Source organism: Actinophytocola sp. (assembly GCF_036002505.1).
In the GTDB taxonomy this organism is placed as follows: domain Bacteria; phylum Actinomycetota; class Actinomycetes; order Mycobacteriales; family Pseudonocardiaceae; genus DASYTH01.
The window spans coordinates 1-17,181 of the sequence record NZ_DASYTH010000483.1 but is presented as its reverse complement, the minus strand read 5'-3'; the positions used below and the strand labels follow the sequence as shown (position 1 = coordinate 17,181).

General features: G+C 69.7%; 10 protein-coding genes and 2 pseudogenes. 10 read left to right on the top strand and 2 right to left on the bottom strand.

Annotated elements, in window-relative coordinates:
- The 5 genes from VGR06_RS42480 to VGR06_RS42460 all read left to right on the top strand — a co-directional run.
- Nucleotides 1-645, top strand: a 645-nt coding sequence (locus VGR06_RS42480; RefSeq protein WP_327564936.1) for a helix-turn-helix domain-containing protein, incomplete at its 5' end; no start/stop codon positions are given.
- Nucleotides 646-768: 123 nt separating this feature from the next.
- Complete coding sequence (gene ald, locus VGR06_RS42475) at nt 769-1,884, top strand: alanine dehydrogenase (RefSeq protein ID WP_327564935.1); 1,116 nt, start codon at nt 769-771, stop codon at nt 1,882-1,884.
- A gap of 541 nt (nt 1,885-2,425) precedes the next feature.
- Complete coding sequence (locus tag VGR06_RS42470) at nt 2,426-2,857, top strand: hypothetical protein (protein WP_327564934.1); 432 nt, start codon at nt 2,426-2,428, stop codon at nt 2,855-2,857.
- An 84-nt stretch (nt 2,858-2,941) separates the two neighbouring features.
- Nucleotides 2,942-4,081, top strand: a complete 1,140-nt coding sequence (locus VGR06_RS42465) for an ABC transporter ATP-binding protein (protein ID WP_327564933.1) — start codon at nt 2,942-2,944, stop codon at nt 4,079-4,081.
- Nucleotides 4,081-4,977 (top strand): hypothetical protein, encoded by an 897-nt coding sequence (locus tag VGR06_RS42460; RefSeq protein WP_327564932.1) that lies wholly within the window; start codon nt 4,081-4,083, stop codon nt 4,975-4,977. The genes VGR06_RS42465 and VGR06_RS42460 overlap by 1 nt, the downstream gene beginning before the upstream one ends.
- Here the strand turns inward: VGR06_RS42460 and VGR06_RS42455 are convergent.
- Nucleotides 4,970-5,899 carry a Gfo/Idh/MocA family protein gene (locus tag VGR06_RS42455; RefSeq protein WP_327564931.1) on the bottom strand — a complete coding sequence of 310 codons (930 nt, stop codon included), beginning with the start codon at nt 5,897-5,899 and terminating at the stop codon, nt 4,970-4,972. The two genes, VGR06_RS42460 and VGR06_RS42455, sit on opposite strands and share 8 nt — an antisense overlap.
- A 347-nt stretch (nt 5,900-6,246) precedes the next feature.
- Here VGR06_RS42455 and VGR06_RS42450 point away from each other — a divergent pair.
- From VGR06_RS42450 to VGR06_RS42440, 4 genes and pseudogenes are all read left to right on the top strand, one after another.
- Nucleotides 6,247-9,678 (top strand): annotated as a pseudogene (locus VGR06_RS42450) (ABC transporter ATP-binding protein); the annotation flags it as partial.
- 180 nt (nt 9,679-9,858) lie between these two features.
- Nucleotides 9,859-10,071, top strand: a pseudogene (locus VGR06_RS44225) (hypothetical protein); the annotation flags it as partial.
- Between the two features lie 56 nt (nt 10,072-10,127).
- Nucleotides 10,128-13,778 carry a multifunctional oxoglutarate decarboxylase/oxoglutarate dehydrogenase thiamine pyrophosphate-binding subunit/dihydrolipoyllysine-residue succinyltransferase subunit gene (locus tag VGR06_RS42445; protein WP_327564929.1) on the top strand — a complete coding sequence of 1,217 codons (3,651 nt, stop codon included), beginning with the start codon at nt 10,128-10,130 and terminating at the stop codon, nt 13,776-13,778.
- 92 nt (nt 13,779-13,870) lie between these two features.
- Nucleotides 13,871-14,044: a DUF6104 family protein gene (locus VGR06_RS42440; protein WP_327564928.1), complete on the top strand. Its 174-nt coding sequence runs from the start codon at nt 13,871-13,873 to the stop codon at nt 14,042-14,044.
- Between the two features lie 2 nt (nt 14,045-14,046).
- On the opposite strand, the gene VGR06_RS42435 is transcribed toward VGR06_RS42440, so the two are convergent.
- Nucleotides 14,047-15,291 (bottom strand): Fic family protein, encoded by a 1,245-nt coding sequence (locus tag VGR06_RS42435; protein WP_327564927.1) that lies wholly within the window; start codon nt 15,289-15,291, stop codon nt 14,047-14,049.
- A gap of 142 nt (nt 15,292-15,433) precedes the next feature.
- Here VGR06_RS42435 and VGR06_RS42430 point away from each other — a divergent pair, with 142 nt between their 5' ends.
- Entirely contained in the window at nt 15,434-17,122 is a 1,689-nt protein-coding gene (locus VGR06_RS42430; RefSeq protein ID WP_327564926.1) for an NACHT domain-containing protein, read from the top strand.
- The last annotated feature ends 59 nt before the right edge of the window (nt 17,123-17,181 follow it).

Genomic DNA, 17,181 nt, shown 5'->3' with positions numbered 1-17,181 from the left:
CCCCCCCCCCCCCCCCCCCCCCCCACCAAGCGCGACGAGATGGGCGCCGAGGGGCTGCGGCTGGCGCTCTGGGAGCGGATCACCGGGGGCATCGGCCGCCGCCCGGCGATCACCGAGCTGCACGACGTGCTGTACGCGGTGGTGCCGGACCGGGACGGCGACGGCGGCTGGCCCGCGCTCCGGGTGGCATTGTCCGCCGGAAAGGGCGGCACACCGCTGGTCGCGGCCGGTCCGGCGGTGCCGCTGGCCAACCTGGTCGAGTCCCGCGCGCTGGCCGACGAGACGCTCGGCCTGCTGCGCGCGGGCCTGGCGACCGGGCCGGTGCTGAGCCACGAGCAGGCCTGGACGACCGTCGTGCTGCACCGGGCCGCGGTCGCGGCCGCGGGCGCCGGCGCGACCGACCTGGGCCCGCTGCCCCGGCTCCGCGCGCACGACGAGGAGTCCGGCACCTGCTACGTCGACACGCTCTACCAGTGGTTGCGGCACGCCGGCGACCCGCGCGCGGCCAGCCGGGCCCTGCGGATCCACCCGAACACGTTGCGGTACCGGCTTTCCCGGATCACCGAGCTGGCCGGCGCCGACTTCGAGGATGCGGACGTGCGCCTGGCGCTCATGGTGCAGCTGGCCACGCTGCGTTGGACCTGACCAGCCCCGTTGTGCTGCGGACACAACGCAAGCCGGTCATACTCGTGCCGTGGCCACGATGACAGTCACCCTGCGCTGCCCCACCGTGGTGGCAACAGCCACCGGCCACCGGGGAGAAACGCCGTGAAGATCGCCGTTCCGCGCGAGATCAAGAACCACGAGTACCGTGTGGCGCTGACCCCCGCGGGCGTGCACGAGCTCACCGCCCACGGCCACGACGTGTTCGTCGAGGCCGGCGCCGGCCTGGGCTCGGCGATCACCGACGAGGAGTACCTCGGCGCCGGCGCCAAGATCCTCGCCTCCGCCGAGGAGACCTGGACCGAGGGCGAGCTGGTGCTCAAGGTCAAGGAACCCATCGCCGACGAGTACGGCCTCCTGCGCCGCGACCAGGTCCTCTTCACCTACCTCCACCTCGCCGCCGACGAGGCCCTGACCAAGGCCCTGCTCGCCGCCGGCACCACCGCGATCGCCTACGAGACCGTGCAAACGTCCACCGGCGCGCTTCCCTTGCTGGCCCCCATGTCCGAGGTCGCCGGCCGGCTCGCCCCCCAGGTCGGTGCGTACGCCCTGATGCGCCCCTCCGGCGGCCGCGGCGTCCTGCCCGGCGGCGTCCCCGGCGTCCACCCGGCCCGCGTCGTGGTCATCGGCGGCGGCGTCGCCGGCCTCAACGCCGCCACCATCGCCCTCGGCATGGGTGCCGACGTCCAGGTCCTCGACACCAATGTGGACCGCCTGCGCCACCTCGACACCACCTACCGCGGCCAGCTCCGCACGGTCACCTCCAACCGCTACGCCATCGACCAGGCCGTCCGCGACGCCGATCTGGTCATCGGCGCGGTGCTCGTCCCCGGAGCCAAGGCACCCAAGCTCGTGTCCAACGACCTCGTCCGCGACATGAAGCCCGGCGCGGTCCTCGTCGACATCGCCATCGACCAGGGCGGCTGCTTCGCCGACTCCCGCCCCACCACCCACGCCGACCCCACCTTCGAGGTCCACGACACGGTGTTCTACTGCGTCGCCAACATGCCCGGCGCCGTCCCCCGCACCTCCACCTACGCCCTCACCAATGTCACCCTCCCCTACGCGATCTCCTTGGCGGACAAGGGCTGGCACGCCGCCCTGACCACCGACCCAACCCTCGCCCCAGGCCTCAACACCCACGCCGGCTCCCTCACCAACCAACCGGTCGCAACCGCGCACAACCTGCCCCATGTAGACATAGCTGACGCCCTGCGCTGAACCGACAACCGTTGGGGGGTCCGGGGGGCGAAGCCCCTCCGGCCGGGGGTCTGGGGGCTTGGCCCCCAGAAGACATCGCCCCGGACCACGGTCCGCGCCCTCCGCGGACAAAGGTCCGCGTACGGGGCGGCCCGCTCAACCAGCCTGGGGGTCACTGGGAGCGGGCCGCCAGCTACATCGTATGCCGCAAGGACGAACGGCGCTGCAATTGGGGGTGGGCGAGTCGTGTTTACTTCTCCACGGGAAATAGACTCGATCGGGTGAGAAACCCGGCAACTGGGTGAAATCGGCGTGAGGCACTATGGTCATCCGGAGTGCCGGCCGATGTCGGGTCAGTGACGGAACCTCGCTGGTCCATACGATGTCATGATCCGTTCGGCCGGGATCGCGCGCTGACGATTTTCGTGGAGGGTGACCGGGTGCTCGTAGTTCCCCCGCCGGGCGCGGCGGCCGTGTTGAACGCACAGCAGACCCGTTGGCTGAACAACATCCTGGACCAGGCGGCCGGCCGCACCGCCGAACGGCGGGTGAGCTGAGCATCATGCAGGCACCCCACGACACGGTCCGCGACGCGGTGCTGCGCCGCCTCGACCTGCTCGACCAGGCGGCCGGCGACGCCGACCCGAACACGCTGCTTCCCTTGGCCCGCACGGAGATCAACCGTCTCGCCGACGGCTGGCGGCTGCTGCTCACCGTGCACCGGCGCGACCAGGAGGGCCGCTGCCTGGCGTGTCCAACCGGGACACGCGGCCGCTGGCCGTGCCAGATCTGGCGGATGGCGCACCAGCAACTGATCGGCGAGGGCCTGCCGCACGGCAAGCGCACCCGCCCGCTGCGCAACCCGTTCAGCCGCATCAGCCGCACCATCGCCGCCCGCCGCGCCGCCGGCGAGCTCACCGAAACCCCGGCCGAGATCACCTCCCGGATTCCCCCGATTCGCGCCGGCCTCCCCGCCCCGCGCCGCCGCCCCTAACCAATTCGGGCATCGGGCCACATCCGTTCATCGGCGTACGGCAAGATGGCGGCCACGACATGCCGGCGACCAGGAGGGGACCCCGTGCACGACGGTAGCGGTCGCATCGTGGTGCAGAACCTGACCAAGAACTTCGGTCAGGTCGCTGCGGTGCAGAACCTCAGTTTCCACGTGGAGCCCGGCTCGGTGACCGGCTTCCTCGGGCCCAACGGCGCCGGCAAGACCACCACGCTGCGCATGCTGCTCGGTCTGGTCAACCCGACCGCGGGTTACTCGACGATCAACGGCCAGCCGTTCAACCAGCTCGGCAACCCGGGCCGGATCGTCGGCGCCGTGCTCGAGGCGCAGGGCTTCCACCCCAGCCGCACCGCGCGCAACCACCTCCGGGTCTACGCCGCGGCGATGGGCCTGCCGGACCAGCGCGCCGAGGAGGTGCTCGGCCTGGTGGGCCTGGGCACCGCGGCCGACCGCGGTGCCGGCGGGTTCTCGCTGGGCATGAAGCAGCGGCTGGCGCTGGCCACGGCGCTGCTCGGCGACCCGCAGGTGCTGGTGCTGGACGAGCCGGCCAACGGCCTCGACCCGGAGGGCATCGCCTGGCTGCGCACGTTCCTCAAGGCGTTCGCCGGCAGCGGCCGCACCGTGCTGATCTCCAGCCACCTGCTGGCCGAGGTCGAGCAGACCATCGACCAGGTCGTGATCATCAGCCGCGGGCAGACCATGTACTACGGCCCGCTGGAGGAGCTGCGCAAGTCGGTGCAGACCCGGGTGATCGTCCAACCGGCCGACCCGAACAAGCTCATCACCGCGCTGCAGGAGGCCGGGATCTCCGGGATCCAGCCGACCCAGGACGGCAAGATCGCGGTGAGCAACGCGACCGTGCAGCAGATCGGCGACGTGGCGGCGCAGGCCGGTGTCGCGCTGTACGGCGTCCAGGAGGAGCGGGCCGACCTCGAGCAGCTGTTCTTCCGCATGACCAGCGGCCAGTTCGCCGCGCCGCAGCAGGTGGCGTACGGGCAGCTGCCGCCGGTGCCGCCGCCCGGCTACGGCCAACCCCCGCCGGGATACGGCGGATACCCGCAACAGCAGCAGGGCTACGCGGTGCCGGCCGGACCACCCGGAACGCCGCCCGGCGGCTGGTCGCCGCAGACCGGGCCGCAGCCACAGCAGACACCACCGCAGGGATACCAGCAGCCCGGTCCGGGCGGATGGGGAGGTAACGGCTGATGGGCCGGCTGGTCAAGGCGGAGTTCCGCAAGATTCTCACCACCAGGCTGTGGTGGGCGCTGCTCATCCCGGCGGTGCTGCTCGCGCTCGGCTGGGCGTGGGGGGTGTCCGCGCTCCTCACCGGCTTCATCAACGACGCCGCCGACGAGGAGATCTTCACCGACCTGGACATCCACTTCGACGCGCTGTCCTGGTCGTCGATCGCGCTGACCAGGAGCATGAACATCGCGACCGTCTTCCCGATGGTGTTCGGGGCGCTCGCCCTGGCCAGCGAGATCAGCCGGAAGACCATCACCACCAGCTTCCTCACCGCGCCGAACCGGCCGTCCCTGCTGGGCGCCAAGGCGGTCACCTACGTGTTGTGGGGACTGCTGTACGGCGCGGTGGTCGCCGGCGCCGCGAGCATCGGCGTCCTGATCGGGTCGGACAGCAAGTACCTGCCCGAGGCGGGCGACTGGATCCTGATCCTGCTCTCCGGAATCCTGGCCTGCCTGCTGTGGACGCTGCTCGGCATGGGCGTCGGCGCGCTGCTCGGCTCGCCGGTCGGCACGCTGGTGCTGCTGCTGATCTACGCGCTGGTCGTCGGGCCGCTCAGCGAGATCATCCTCACCGGTGTCACCAACGGCTCGCACGTGGCCGGATTCATGCCGAACGGCTCGGCCAACGGCCTCACCGGATCGACCGCGTCCCTCCTGCTGCTCGACCAGCTGCAGCAGATCGCGCCCGGCCGGCCCATCCCGGACGACGTCAGGGACGGCTTCGAGCAGTTCCTCCGCGCGCTGACCGGTGCCCCCGGCGCCTTCGCACTCTGGATCAGCGGCCTGATCTTCGTCGCCTGGACCATGCTCTTCTTCGTCACCGGCGTCGCCCGCAACCAGCGCCGCGACATCACGTAACCCCGTGCAGCTCGGTGATCGCCGCGGCGGTCCCGAACGCGAGCACCGGATCCGGCTGGCCGGACAGCAGGCTCTGGTACAGCGGCCGGTAGTGCGCGACCTTCCGCGGGGTCCGGCCGTCGTTGCCGTGGGTGGCGAGCAACGTGCTGCCCCGGACCGCGAACCCGGTCATGGCGGTGTGGTCGATCCAGATCTCCACCCCGGTCCGGCCGCAGGTGAGCACGGTCTCCTTGCTGCTGGCACCGGTGAGCCAGCTGGTGCGCAACCGGGCCGTGCCGGTGGCGTCACCGGAGCGGAACGTGAACGTGGCCCAGCCGCTCGCCCCGCCGTCCAGGTCCTGCGCCGAGGTGCGCTCGACGAGGTCGACCACCCGGGCGAGCACGCTGAGCTGGTTCACCCCGGAGTCCGTCCAGCTCGACGTGTACGAGGCGAACGCCTGCTCGCCGCGAAGGATGTACGGGTCGTAGAACGCCGACGTGATATCCGTGACCGGGCCCCACTCGGGATGCCCGGCGAGCTGCTCGGCGACCCAGCGCACCTCGGGCGAGAACGCGAAGTGGTGCGCGACGAACACCCGCCCGTCCACGCCGGCCAGCGCCCGCAGCCGGTCCAGCGAGCCCCGGTCGTCCACGATCGGCTTCTCCACCAGCACCCGCGCGGTCGACCGGGTGAGGGCCTGCTCGGCCAGACCGGCATGGGTGCTCGTCGGTGTCGCGATCACGATCAGATCCGGCTGGTGCGCGTCGAGGGCCTCGCCAAGCCCGGGGTAGTGCGGAGGCCTCGTGCCGCGGAAATCGCGCGGCTCCGCCACCTTCGGGTCCGCGGTGAACTCCAGCGACACGTCTGGCAGCTCGGCGAGCACCTCGAGATGGGTCTCCGCGATGATCCCCAACCCGACGAACCCCACCCGCACCTGATCCATGACCAGGACCCTACGAGGCGCGTCCGTACGAATGGCACAGCGCCTAAAGGGAAAGCGCGTTCTGCACAACGACGGCCGCAGCTGCCATAGTGCGGCGATCGTCAGCTGGCCCGGTTGGGCCCGGTGGGCCAGCATGCCCGTGCGGTGTTCGGGTCGGTGGCTGGATTGGCAGGACTGGTTGCTAGGTCCGACCGCTCGGGCAGAGCTCCGGCCTACCCTTGCTAGTCGGATCGAACACCGCCCGGCGGCCCACCACTCCCGACAGGGTCCGGGCGAACGGCACATTCGTCCGGACTCGTCCACGTTCGCGCCACCGAACCGTCGGCGGTTTTGCATAACCTGGCGACGTGCCCGAACCTTCGCAGCGCGGCTGGATCCGGCGGCTCAGCGCCGCCTGCTGGCGCCATCCCCGTGTCGTCGTCCTGTCCGTGGTCGCCGCCGTCGTCGGCGTCGGCTTCCAGGCGGCCGGCCCGATCCTGGTCAAGTTCGTGGTGGACGACGCGGTCGCCGGGCGCACCGACGCGCTGGGCTGGCTGGTCGGCGGGCTGGTGGCGATGGAGCTGCTCACCTTCGGCACCGCGTTCGTGCGCCGGTACATCGGCGGCAGGTTGGCCCTGGACGTCCAGCATGATCTGCGGCAGGCCGTGTTCGGGGCGGTGCAGCGGCTGGACGGCGGGAAGCAGGATGCGCTGCGCACCGGGCAGGTGGTGTCCCGCTCGATCACCGACCTGACGCTGGTGCAGGGCCTGCTCATGATGGTCCCGCTGGCCATCGGCACGGTGGTGTTCGCGCTGGCCGCGCTGGCCGCCATGCTCTGGCTGTCCCCGCTGCTCACCGTGGTCGCGCTGGTGGTCACCCCGGTGGTCGCGATCCTGGCGGCACGCAGCCGAACCACGCTCTTCCCGGCCACCTGGTCGGCCCAGCAGCGCGCCGCCGACCTCGCCCAGCACGTCGAGGAGACGGTCACCGGCGTGCGCGTGGTGAAGGGCTTCGGGCAGGAGCGGCACGAGGTCGCCCGGCTGGAGCGGGCGGCGCGGACACTGTTCGCCGAGCGGATGCGCGCCGCGGCGCTCACCTCGAAGATCGCCGCGACCATGGTGGCCATGCCCGCCATCGGGCAGGTCGCGGTGCTCGCCCTGGGCGGCTGGATGGCCCTGCACGGCCAGGTCACGCTGGGCACCTTCCTGGCCTTCGCCAGCTACGTGGCGAACCTGATCGGGCCCACCCGGCTGCTGTCCAGCCTGCTGGTCAGCGGCCAGCTCGCCCGGGCCGGTGTGGAGCGCGTCTACGAGCTGATCGACTCGCAGCCGGACGTGGTCGACGCACCGGACGCCGTGGACGTGCCGGCGGGCCCGGTCGACGTCACCCTGGACCACGTCACCTTCGGCTACACCCGCAGCGAGCCGGTCGTCACCGACGTCTCGATCTCCGTCCGGCCGGGGGAAACCCTCGCCCTGGTCGGCACCGCGGGGTCCGGCAAGTCCACGGTCTCCTTGCTGTTACCCCGTTTCTACGACGTGCACGCCGGCGCCATCCGGATCGGCGGGGTGGACCTCCGCCAACTGCGCCTCGCCTCGCTGCGCCGGACCGTCGGCGTCGTGTTCGAGGAGGCGTTCCTGTTCTCCGACACGATCCGGGCGAACGTCGCCTACGGCCGGCCGGACGCCACCGACGCCGAGGTGCTGGCCGCCGCGAAGGCCGCGCAGGTGCACGAGTTCGTGACCGAGCTGACCGACGGGTACGACACGGTGGTGGGCGAGCGCGGGCTGACCCTGTCCGGCGGCCAGCGCCAGCGGGTGGCCCTGGCCCGGGCGCTGCTGTCCAACCCCCGGGTGCTGGTGCTGGACGACGCCACCTCGGCGGTGGACGTGGCCACCGAGGCGGCCATCCACGACACGCTGCGCTCGGTCACCCGGGACCGGACCACGCTGCTGATCGCGCACCGCCGCTCGACTTTGGCGCTGGCCGACCGGATCGCCGTGCTGGACCGCGGCCTGCTGGTGGACACCGGCACCCACGACGAGCTCACCGAGCGCTGCGAGTTGTACCGCTCGCTGCTGGCCGGGCCGGGCGAGGCGATCGAGGACGTGAGCCGGTGCGACACCGGTGACCTCGCGCCGGGACCGGACGGGATCACACCGGCGCTCTGGCCGCAGGATGCCGCGGAGACTGAACTTCCGGCCCGCCGACCCGCGGCCACCGTCGGCGGCCGCGGGATGGGTGGCGACGGGATGCTCGGCGCCATTCCGCCCACGCCGGAGCTGCTCGAGCAGGTGAACGCGCTGCCGCGGGCCACCGAGCGGCCCGACCTCAACGGCGAGGACCCGACCGCGCCCGACCCGGGGTTCCGGCTGCGCAAGCTGCTCCGCCCGGTCCGCGCCGGCATGATCACCGTGGGGTTGCTGGTCATCGCCGACACCGCGATGGCCATGGGCCTGCCCGCGTTGTTCCGCCGCGGCATCGACGCGGGCGTGGTCAGCGGCAACGCCTCCGCGCTGTTCGTGGCCACCGGCGTCGGCGTGGTCCTGGTCGGGCTCGGCTGGCTGGACGTGAAGCTGACCACCGTGCTCACCGCGCGGGTCGGCGAGCGCCTGCTCTACCTGCTCCGCGTGCGCAGCTACGCGCACCTGCAGCGGCTCGGCCTGGACTACTACGAGCGGGAGATGGCCGGGCGGATCATGACCCGGATGACCACGGACGTCGACGCCCTGTCCACGTTCCTGCAGACCGGCCTGGTCTCGGCGGTGACCAGCCTGCTCACCGTGGTCGCGGTGGTCACCGCGCTGTTCCTCACCGACGCCTCGCTGGCCCTGGTCGCCCTGGCCGTGCTCCCCATTTTGATCGTCGCCACGGTGATCTTCCAACGACTGTCCACAGTGGCCTACACCGAGGCCCGCGAGCGGGTCAGCGCGGTGAACGCGGACATGCAGGAGAACGTCTCCGGCCTGCGCGTCGCCCAGGCGTTCACCCGCGAGGACGCCTCGGCCCGGGCCTTCGCCGAGCGCAGCGACGCCTACCGGCGGACCCGGCTGCGCGCCCAGCGCTACGTCGCCACCTACTTCCCGTTCGCCGCCATGCTCGCCGGCCTGGCACAGGCCGCGGTGCTGATCGCCGGTGCGCACCGGGTGGCCTCCGGCGGCCTCACCCCGGGCGTGCTGCTTGCCTTCCTGCTCTACCTCGGCCTGTTCTTCGGCCCGGTCCAGCAGCTCTCCGGCGTGTTCGACGGCTACCAGCAGGCCCGCGTCGGCCTGCGCCGGATCTCCGAGCTCCTGCGCACCCCCACCTCCATCCAGCCCGCTCCCGACCCGGTTCCCGTGCCGGCGGCGCTGGACGGCGCCGTCGAGCTGCGCAACGTCTCCTTCACCTACCCCGGCGCCGACACCCCCGCCCTGGACGGCATCTCCCTGCGCGCCGAACCCGGCGAAACCGTCGCCCTCGTCGGCGCCACCGGAGCCGGAAAGTCCACAGTGGTCAAACTGATCGCCCGGTTCTACGACCCCACCACCGGCGCCGTCCTCGTCGACGGCGTGGACCTCCGCGATTACGACCTCTCCGGCTACCGCCAACGCCTCGGCGTCGTCCCCCAGGAAGCCCACCTCTTCACCGGTGACATCGCCAGCAACGTCGCCTACGGCCGCCCCGCCCCCACCCCGGCCGACGTCGAGTCCGCCGTCCGCACGGTCGGCGCCCTCCCCATGGTGGCCAGCCTTCCCGACGGCTTCCGCCAGCAGGTCGGTGAACGCGGCCAAGGCCTGTCCGCCGGCCAACGCCAACTCGTCGGCTTGGCCCGCGCCGCCCTCGTCGACCCGGACGTGCTGCTGCTCGACGAGGCCACGGCCGCGCTGGATCCGGCCACCGAGGCGGCGGTGCTCGCGGCCAGCGAGACGTTGTCAAAGGGGGGTACGGGGGCTGAGCCCCTGTCGGGGGTCCGGGGGCGGAGCCCCCGGAAAAGACCGCGCACCACGTTCGTCGTGGCGCACCGCCTGGCCACCGCGGCCCGTGCGGACCGGATCATCGTCCTGGACACCGGCAAGATCGTCGAGGTCGGCACCCACACCGAGCTGCTCGCCGCGGACGGCCGGTACGCCCACCTCTGGCGGTACGGGACGAGTCCGGATGAGGTTGGACACCGTCCGCCTGTTGTGTCACAAACCACTCGGGTGGAGGACTAGCCTGTCAGGCAGCACTCAAGGTTCTAGTTCGACAGGGATAGAGGCGATAGGGAGCCGTGTCCACCAGCAGTCCCGCTTCACAGTTCGGCCCAAACGAGTGGCTCGTCGAGGAGATGTACGAGCAGTTCCTCGCGGACCCCTCGTCGGTAGACCCGGCATGGCACGACTTCTTCGCCGACTACAAGCCGACACCGCGGGCTGCGAGTCAGGGCGTGGCCACCACCAAGGCGCGGACCCAGGCCGAGGAGAGCTCCCTCAACGGCCAGGTCAACGCGGCCACGACGGTCCGCCCGGCGGCCCCCGCGAGCCCGGCGCCGGCCGCCGCTCCGCCGTCGATCCCGACCGCCCCGGTGAAGATCGCCGAGGGGGACCAGGTCAAGCCGATGCGCGGCGCGGGTGCCGTGATCGCCAAGAACATGGACCTCTCGCTGACCATCCCGACCGCGACGAGCGTCCGGTCGGTGCCGGCGAAGCTGCTCGGCGACAACCGCATCGTGATCAACAACCACCTGCGGCGCACCCGCGGCGGCAAGGTCTCCTTCACGCACCTGATCGGCTACGCGGTGATCCGCGCGCTGGACACGTACCCGAACATGAACCGGCACTACGCGGTCGTCAACGGCAAGCCGACGCTGGTCACGCCCGAGCACGTGAACCTCGGCCTGGCCATCGACCTGCCCGGCAAGGACAGCTCGCGCAACCTCGTCGTGGCGTCGATCAAGGGCTGCGAGGGGATGACCTTCACCCAGTTCTGGCAGGCCTACGAGGACATCATCCGCAAGGCCCGCAACGGCGCGCTCACCACCGACGACTTCACCGGCACCACGATCTCGCTGACCAACCCGGGCACCATCGGCACCAACCACTCGGTCCCCCGGTTCACCCCCGGGCAGGGCGCGATCGTCGGCGTCGGCGCGATGGACTACCCCGCGCAGTACCAGGGCACCAGCGAGCGGACGCTCACCGACCTGGCGGTCAGCAAGATCATCACGCTGACCTCCACGTACGACCACCGGATCATCCAGGGCGCCGAGTCCGGTGAGTTCCTCCGCCGCATCCACCAGCTGATGCTCGGCGAGGACGGCTTCTACGACAACATCTTCACCTCGCTCCGCATCCCGTACGAGCCGGTGCGCTGGGTCGAGGACATCCCCGAGGGCGCGATCGACAAGACCACCCGGGTGATCGGGCTGGTCGACGCCTACCGCACCCGCGGCCACCTCATGGCCGACACCGACCCGCTGAACTACCGGCAGCGCAAGCACGAGGACCTCGACGTCCTCTCGCACGGCCTCACCCTGTGGGACCTCGACCGCGAGTTCCCGGTCGGCGGGTTCGCCGGCAAGGACCGGATGAGGCTTCGCGACGTCCTCGGGGTGCTCCGCGACTCCTACTGCCGCACGGTCGGCGTCGAGTACACCTACATCCTCGACCCGGCAGAGCGGCGCTGGATCCAGGAGCGGGTCGAGGTCCGGCACGAGAAGCCGCCGCAGGCCGTGCAGAAGTACATCCTGTCCAAGCTGAACGCGGCCGAGGCGTTCGAGACGTTCCTGCAGACGAAGTACGTCGGCCAGAAGCGGTTCTCGCTCGAGGGCGGCGAGTCGGTCATCCCGCTGCTGGACACGGTTCTGGACAAGGCCGCCGAGTACGAGCTGGACGAGGTCGTCATCGGCATGCCGCACCGCGGCCGGCTCAACGTGCTCGCGAACATCGTCGGCAAGCCGATCTCCCAGATCTTCCAGGAGTTCGAGGGCAACCTGGATCCCGGCCAGGCGCACGGCTCCGGCGACGTGAAGTACCACCTCGGCGCCGAGGGCAAGTACTTCCGGATGTTCGGCGACGGCGAGACGAAGGTGACGCTCACCGCCAACCCGTCGCACCTGGAGACCGTGGACCCGGTGCTGGAGGGCATCGTCCGGGCCAAGCAGGACCTGCTGGACAAGGGCGGCACCGGCTACTCGGTGCTCCCGGTCGCCATGCACGGCGATGCCGCGTTCGCCGGCCAGGGCGTGGTCGCCGAGACGCTGAACCTGGCCCTGCTGCGCGGATACCGCACCGGCGGCACGGTGCACGTGATCGTCAACAACCAGGTCGGCTTCACCACCGCACCCGAGGCGTCCCGGTCGAGCCAGTACGCCACCGACGTGGCGAAGATGATCCAGGCCCCGGTGTTCCACGTGAACGGCGACGACCCCGAGGGGTGCTACTGGGTGGCGGCGCTCGCCATGGACTACCGCCAGGCGTTCAACAAGGACGTCGTGATCGACATGGTGTGCTACCGGCGCCGCGGCCACAACGAGGGCGACGACCCGTCGATGACCCAGCCCGGCATGTACGACATCATCGACACCAAGCGCAGCGTCCGGAAGACCTACACCGAGGCCCTGATCGGCCGCGGCGACATCTCTTTCGACGAGGCCGAAAAGGCCCTGCGCGACTTCTCCTCCCAGCTCGAGCACGTGTTCAACGAGGTCCGCGAGCTGGAGAAGCACGCCGCCGCGCCGTCCCCGTCGGTCGAGGCCGAGCAGCAGGTGCCGGCCAAGGTCAACACCGCGATCACCCGCGAGATCGTGGAGAAGATCGCCGACGCACACGTCAACCTGCCGGAGGGCTTCTCACCGCATCCGAGGGTCAAGCCGGTGCTGGAGCGGCGGGTCAAGATGGCCCGCGAAGGCGGCATCGACTGGGCCTTCGCCGAGTTGCTCGCGTTCGGCTCACTCAACCTCGTCGAACGCCGCATGGTCCGCCTGTCCGGCCAGGACTCCCGCCGCGGCACGTTCGTCCAGCGGCACGCGGTGATCGTCGACCGGCACACCGGCAAGGAGTACACGCCGCTCCAGAACCTCGCCCCCGAGCAGGGCCGCTTCCTCGTCTACGACTCGGCACTCTCGGAATACGCCGCCCTGGGCTTCGAATATGGCTACTCCGTCGCCAACCCCGACGCGCTGGTCATCTGGGAAGCCCAGTTCGGCGACTTCGTCAACGGCGCCCAATCCGTCATCGACGAGTACATCTCCTCCAGCGAAGCCAAATGGGGCCAGCTCTCCGACGTCGCGATGCTGCTCCCGCACGGCCATGAAGGCCAGGGCCCCGACCACACCTCCGGCCGCATCGAACGCTGGCTCCAACTCTGCGCCGAAGGCTCCATGACCGTCGCCATGCCGAGCACGCCGGCCAACTACTTCCACCTCCTCCGCCGCCACACCCTCGACGGCGTCCAACGCCCCCTGGTCGTCTTCACCCCCAAATCCATGCTCCGCAACAAAGCCGCGGTGTCCAACGTCGAGGACTTCATCGCCGACTCCCGCTTCGAATCGGTGATCGACGACCCCGCCACCGACCCCACGACGATCCGCAAGGTCCTCTTCGTCTCCGGCAAGCTCTACTACGAACTAGCCGCCGAAAGAGAAAAGATCGCCGCCACCGACACTGCGATCGTCCGCATCGAACAGCTCTACCCCGTCCCCATGAAGCGCCTCCAAGCCGTGTTCGACCGCTACCCCGGCGCCGCCGACTACCGCTGGGTCCAAGAAGAACCGGCCAACCAGGGCGCTTGGCCCTTCTACGGCCTCCACCTCCCCGAACTCTTCCCCGACATGCCGAGGCTCACCCGCGTGTCCCGCCGCATGATGTCCGCCCCCTCCGCCGGCTCCTCCAAAGTCCACGAAATCGAACAACGCCAAATCATCGATAAAGCCTTCACGTAAGGCCAAGGTGCGATGAAGGGGGCCTTCCTCACGCCCAGTGCGAGGAAGGCCCCCTTCATCGCACTCCAACTACACGGGATGAGCGCCGTTCCATGTACCACACCGACCGAGGCATCGAAGAGCTCGAAGACCGCCGCGGCCAGGAAGAGTTCACCTTCTCCTGGCTAGCGATGAAACTCCGCGACTTCGTCGACCTCCACCCCGAGTTCGAAACCGCCATCGACCGCCTGGCCACCCACCTCGCCCGCGATGACGAAGAAGACTGACCTTACCGGGTCAGCCCGCGGCGCCCCGCTCGAGCGGCGAAGGCGTCCAGTGCGGACAATATCTCTATCGACTGCCATAGACGATTGCGCTTGCGATCGGTGAACTCGGTGATGACGCCGGCATCAGCGAGCCGCCGGATGGCGCGCTGTGTGTTGGCCGCGGTGACGCCGAGCTCACGCTGGGCGGTGGGGGCATCGATCACCGGATGGCGAAGCAGCAGGTCCACCAGCGACCAGGCCACGGAGTCCTGACGAGCCCTGATCACCGTCTGCCAGCGAGCCCGCGCATCGTGCAGATCAGACACTAGTTGACGACCGTTCACCACGGCCGAGAACGACGCCTCGGCGAAACGCATGACAATAGCGTCGGGTTCACCCGCACGAAATGCGGTCAGCGCGTCGAAATAGGCCTCCGTATCGGTCAGCAGCCCAGCGGACACCGGAACCGTCACATTGCGGGTGAGACCCTTCGCCCGCAGCATCGCATGCACGATCGCTCTGCCTGTCCGCCCGTTGCCATCCGGAAACGGATGAATGGTTTCGAACTGGGCATGCGCGAGCGCCGCGTGCACCAGAACAGGAATATCGTTTCGCTGCATGAAACCGACAAGGTCCGCCATGGCGGCGGCAACCCGATCCGCGTGCGGTGGGACGAACGTGGCCTGATGTGGGCCAAAGCCGCTGCCACCGATCCACACCTGCTGCGAGCGCCACCGACCGGTCAGGTCCGGATACTCGTCAGCGAGAAGAGCCGACTGCATCGACAAGATGGCGTCCCCGTCAAGCCGGTCAGCAAGGTCGATAGCAGCCCGCATCGCCCGCACGTTCGCCACGATCTCGGTCGCGTTCCGCCTCTCCCGGTCACCCAACTCGGCAAGTGCGATCGCCTTCGCCCCCGAGGTCAGGTTCTCTATCTGCGATGAGGACGCCGACTCGGCCCTCAACAGCACCGCCTCGAACGGCTCGATCTCGACACCCATCTCCCCGTCGAACCGAGCAACCTCGATCGACGCCTCATCCGCCAACGCGAGCGCGCTCGAGGACAGAACCGGCGCGAAGCCGGCAATCGCAGGCGGCACCGCAGCCCGGTACGAGCCCCGGTGACTCTCGCGGACAGAGCGCGACACAAGGCCACGGGAGATCGACGGCACCCATCGATGCGCCTCCCACCGCAGCGCAGGCCACGCCTGCCTCCCAGCCTCGGCCGCATCGGATACCACAGAAAACCATAGCATCCGATTAATCATGATCGGATACTACGGCCAGCCCGATCCACCGATCACCAGGCCGAGCAACGGCCCGGGCCGCAAATTGTCCACTGCATTGTGCTGCGTACCCTGCGTACTTCGATGCACCCTTCAAGGACACCCGGACGAGGGATCGTGGTCGATGGCAACCATTCCGTTGTGGCTGACCCTTACCGGCGGCGGCGTATCCCTGGCCGGCGGCACCATCCTGTGGAAACGCTGGCGCGCAGAGATCGTCGACATCATCGACCGTGCGGTCCACCGCAAGGTGACCCGGTTCGGCCGCCAATACCGCGAGTACATGCTCGGCAGCCTCCGCCGCATCGACGTCAAAGGCCTGGCCACGATCGGCTTCTACACCCCCGAACTCGACGAAGTCTTCGTCGACGTCAGCCTCGCCTACCGCGCCCCCCACCAGATCCCCGAAGGCGTCCTCACCCAAACCCCCGCCGAGGTGACCGACCGCCACTCCCTCAACGACTTCCTTGACAACGAAGACCCAGCTGTACTCGCCGTCGTCGGCGTCCCCGGCAGCGGCAAAACCACCCTCCTCCGCCACACCGCCCGCGCACTCTGCCGCCACCCCCGCGGCCGCCGCACCGTGCCGTTGCTGCTCTACCTCCGTGACCACGTTACGAAGATCGTCGCAAATCCCCAGGTGACCCTGCCAATGCTCGTCGTGGACACCCTCGGCCGAATGGGCACCACGGAACCACCTGGCTGGTTCGAGCAGCATCTGCGCGCCGGCCACGCCGTCGTCCTCCTTGACGGTCTCGACGAAGTGGCCAAGAAAGAGGACCGCGCCAAGGTCGCCGCATGGGTCACCGACCAGACCCGGCAATACCCCCGCAACGACTTTGTGATCACCTCTCGGCCCCAGGGTTACCGTGACGCTCCCATCGACGGCGCCACCGTGGTCCAAGTCCGCAGCTTCACCGGCGAGCAGGTCACCCGCCTGGTCCACGGCTGGTACTTGGCAATCGAGCGACACGCCACCAACGAAGCCGGCCCTGACGTCCACCTGCGCGCCAACGAAGCCGCCGACGACCTGCTCAAACGCCTTGACACCAACCCCGCCCTCCACGACCTCACGGTCAACCCCCTGCTCCTCACCATGATCGCCAACGTCCACCGCTTCCGCGGCGCCCTCCCCGGCAGCCGCACCGACCTCTACGCCGAGATCTGTCAGGTCATGCTCAGCCGCCGCCAGGAAGCCAAGAACCTCCCCATCGAACTGAGCGGCGACAAAAAGGAAGCGCTTCTTCGCCGCCTCGCCTTCGTCATGATGCAGAAACAAGTCCGCGACGTGGCCCGGACCGACCTGATAACGGAGCTCAAACCGTTGCTGCGGCGAGTGTCGACCCAATTGACCGAGGAGAGATTCCTCGCCGACGTCAGCTCCAACGGTCTTCTCATCGAACGCGAAAGCGGCTGGTACTCCTTCGCTCACCTCACCTTTCAGGAGTATCTGGCTGCCGGCTACGTCCGGGTCAACGGTCTCGTCCAGGTCCTGGCCGACGCAGTCGACGACCCCTGGTGGCTCGAGACCACCCTGCTCTGCGCCGCCCGGGCGGACGGCGATCTGATCGTCAAAGCTTGCCTGGACTCCGGCAGCGTTCCCGCGCTGTCCCTGGCGTTCGGCATCGCCGAGCAGGGCGGCGAGCTTGCCCCCGAGCTGCGAGCTCAGCTAGATGATGTCCTCACCTCCACCGACATGACACCCGAGCGCCGCCGCCTGCGTAACGGTGTCCCAGTGAGGCCAGCCTCGGACCGCCGAGGTGGGTGGCTGGGTTTGGTTTGGATCGGCTGTGGTTGCAGCGGGTGCAGGTAGCGGTCCGAGGCTGTCCTCAGGGCTCGCGGCTGCGCCGCGACATCCCCTGCTGGTCAGCA

Bases quoted from the DNA above. Each gene is read 5' to 3' on its own strand.
- VGR06_RS42440 (WP_327564928.1), top strand. From the start codon at position 13,871: ATGTACCACACCGACCGAGGCATCGAAGAGCTCGAAGACCGCCGCGGC.
- VGR06_RS42435 (WP_327564927.1), bottom strand. From the start codon at position 15,291: ATGATTAATCGGATGCTATGGTTTTCTGTGGTATCCGATGCGGCCGAG.
- VGR06_RS42430 (WP_327564926.1), top strand. From the start codon at position 15,434: ATGGCAACCATTCCGTTGTGGCTGACCCTTACCGGCGGCGGCGTATCC.
- VGR06_RS42460 (WP_327564932.1), top strand. From the start codon at position 4,081: ATGGGCCGGCTGGTCAAGGCGGAGTTCCGCAAGATTCTCACCACCAGG.
- VGR06_RS42455 (WP_327564931.1), bottom strand. From the start codon at position 5,899: ATGGATCAGGTGCGGGTGGGGTTCGTCGGGTTGGGGATCATCGCGGAG.
- VGR06_RS42470 (WP_327564934.1), top strand. From the start codon at position 2,426: ATGCAGGCACCCCACGACACGGTCCGCGACGCGGTGCTGCGCCGCCTC.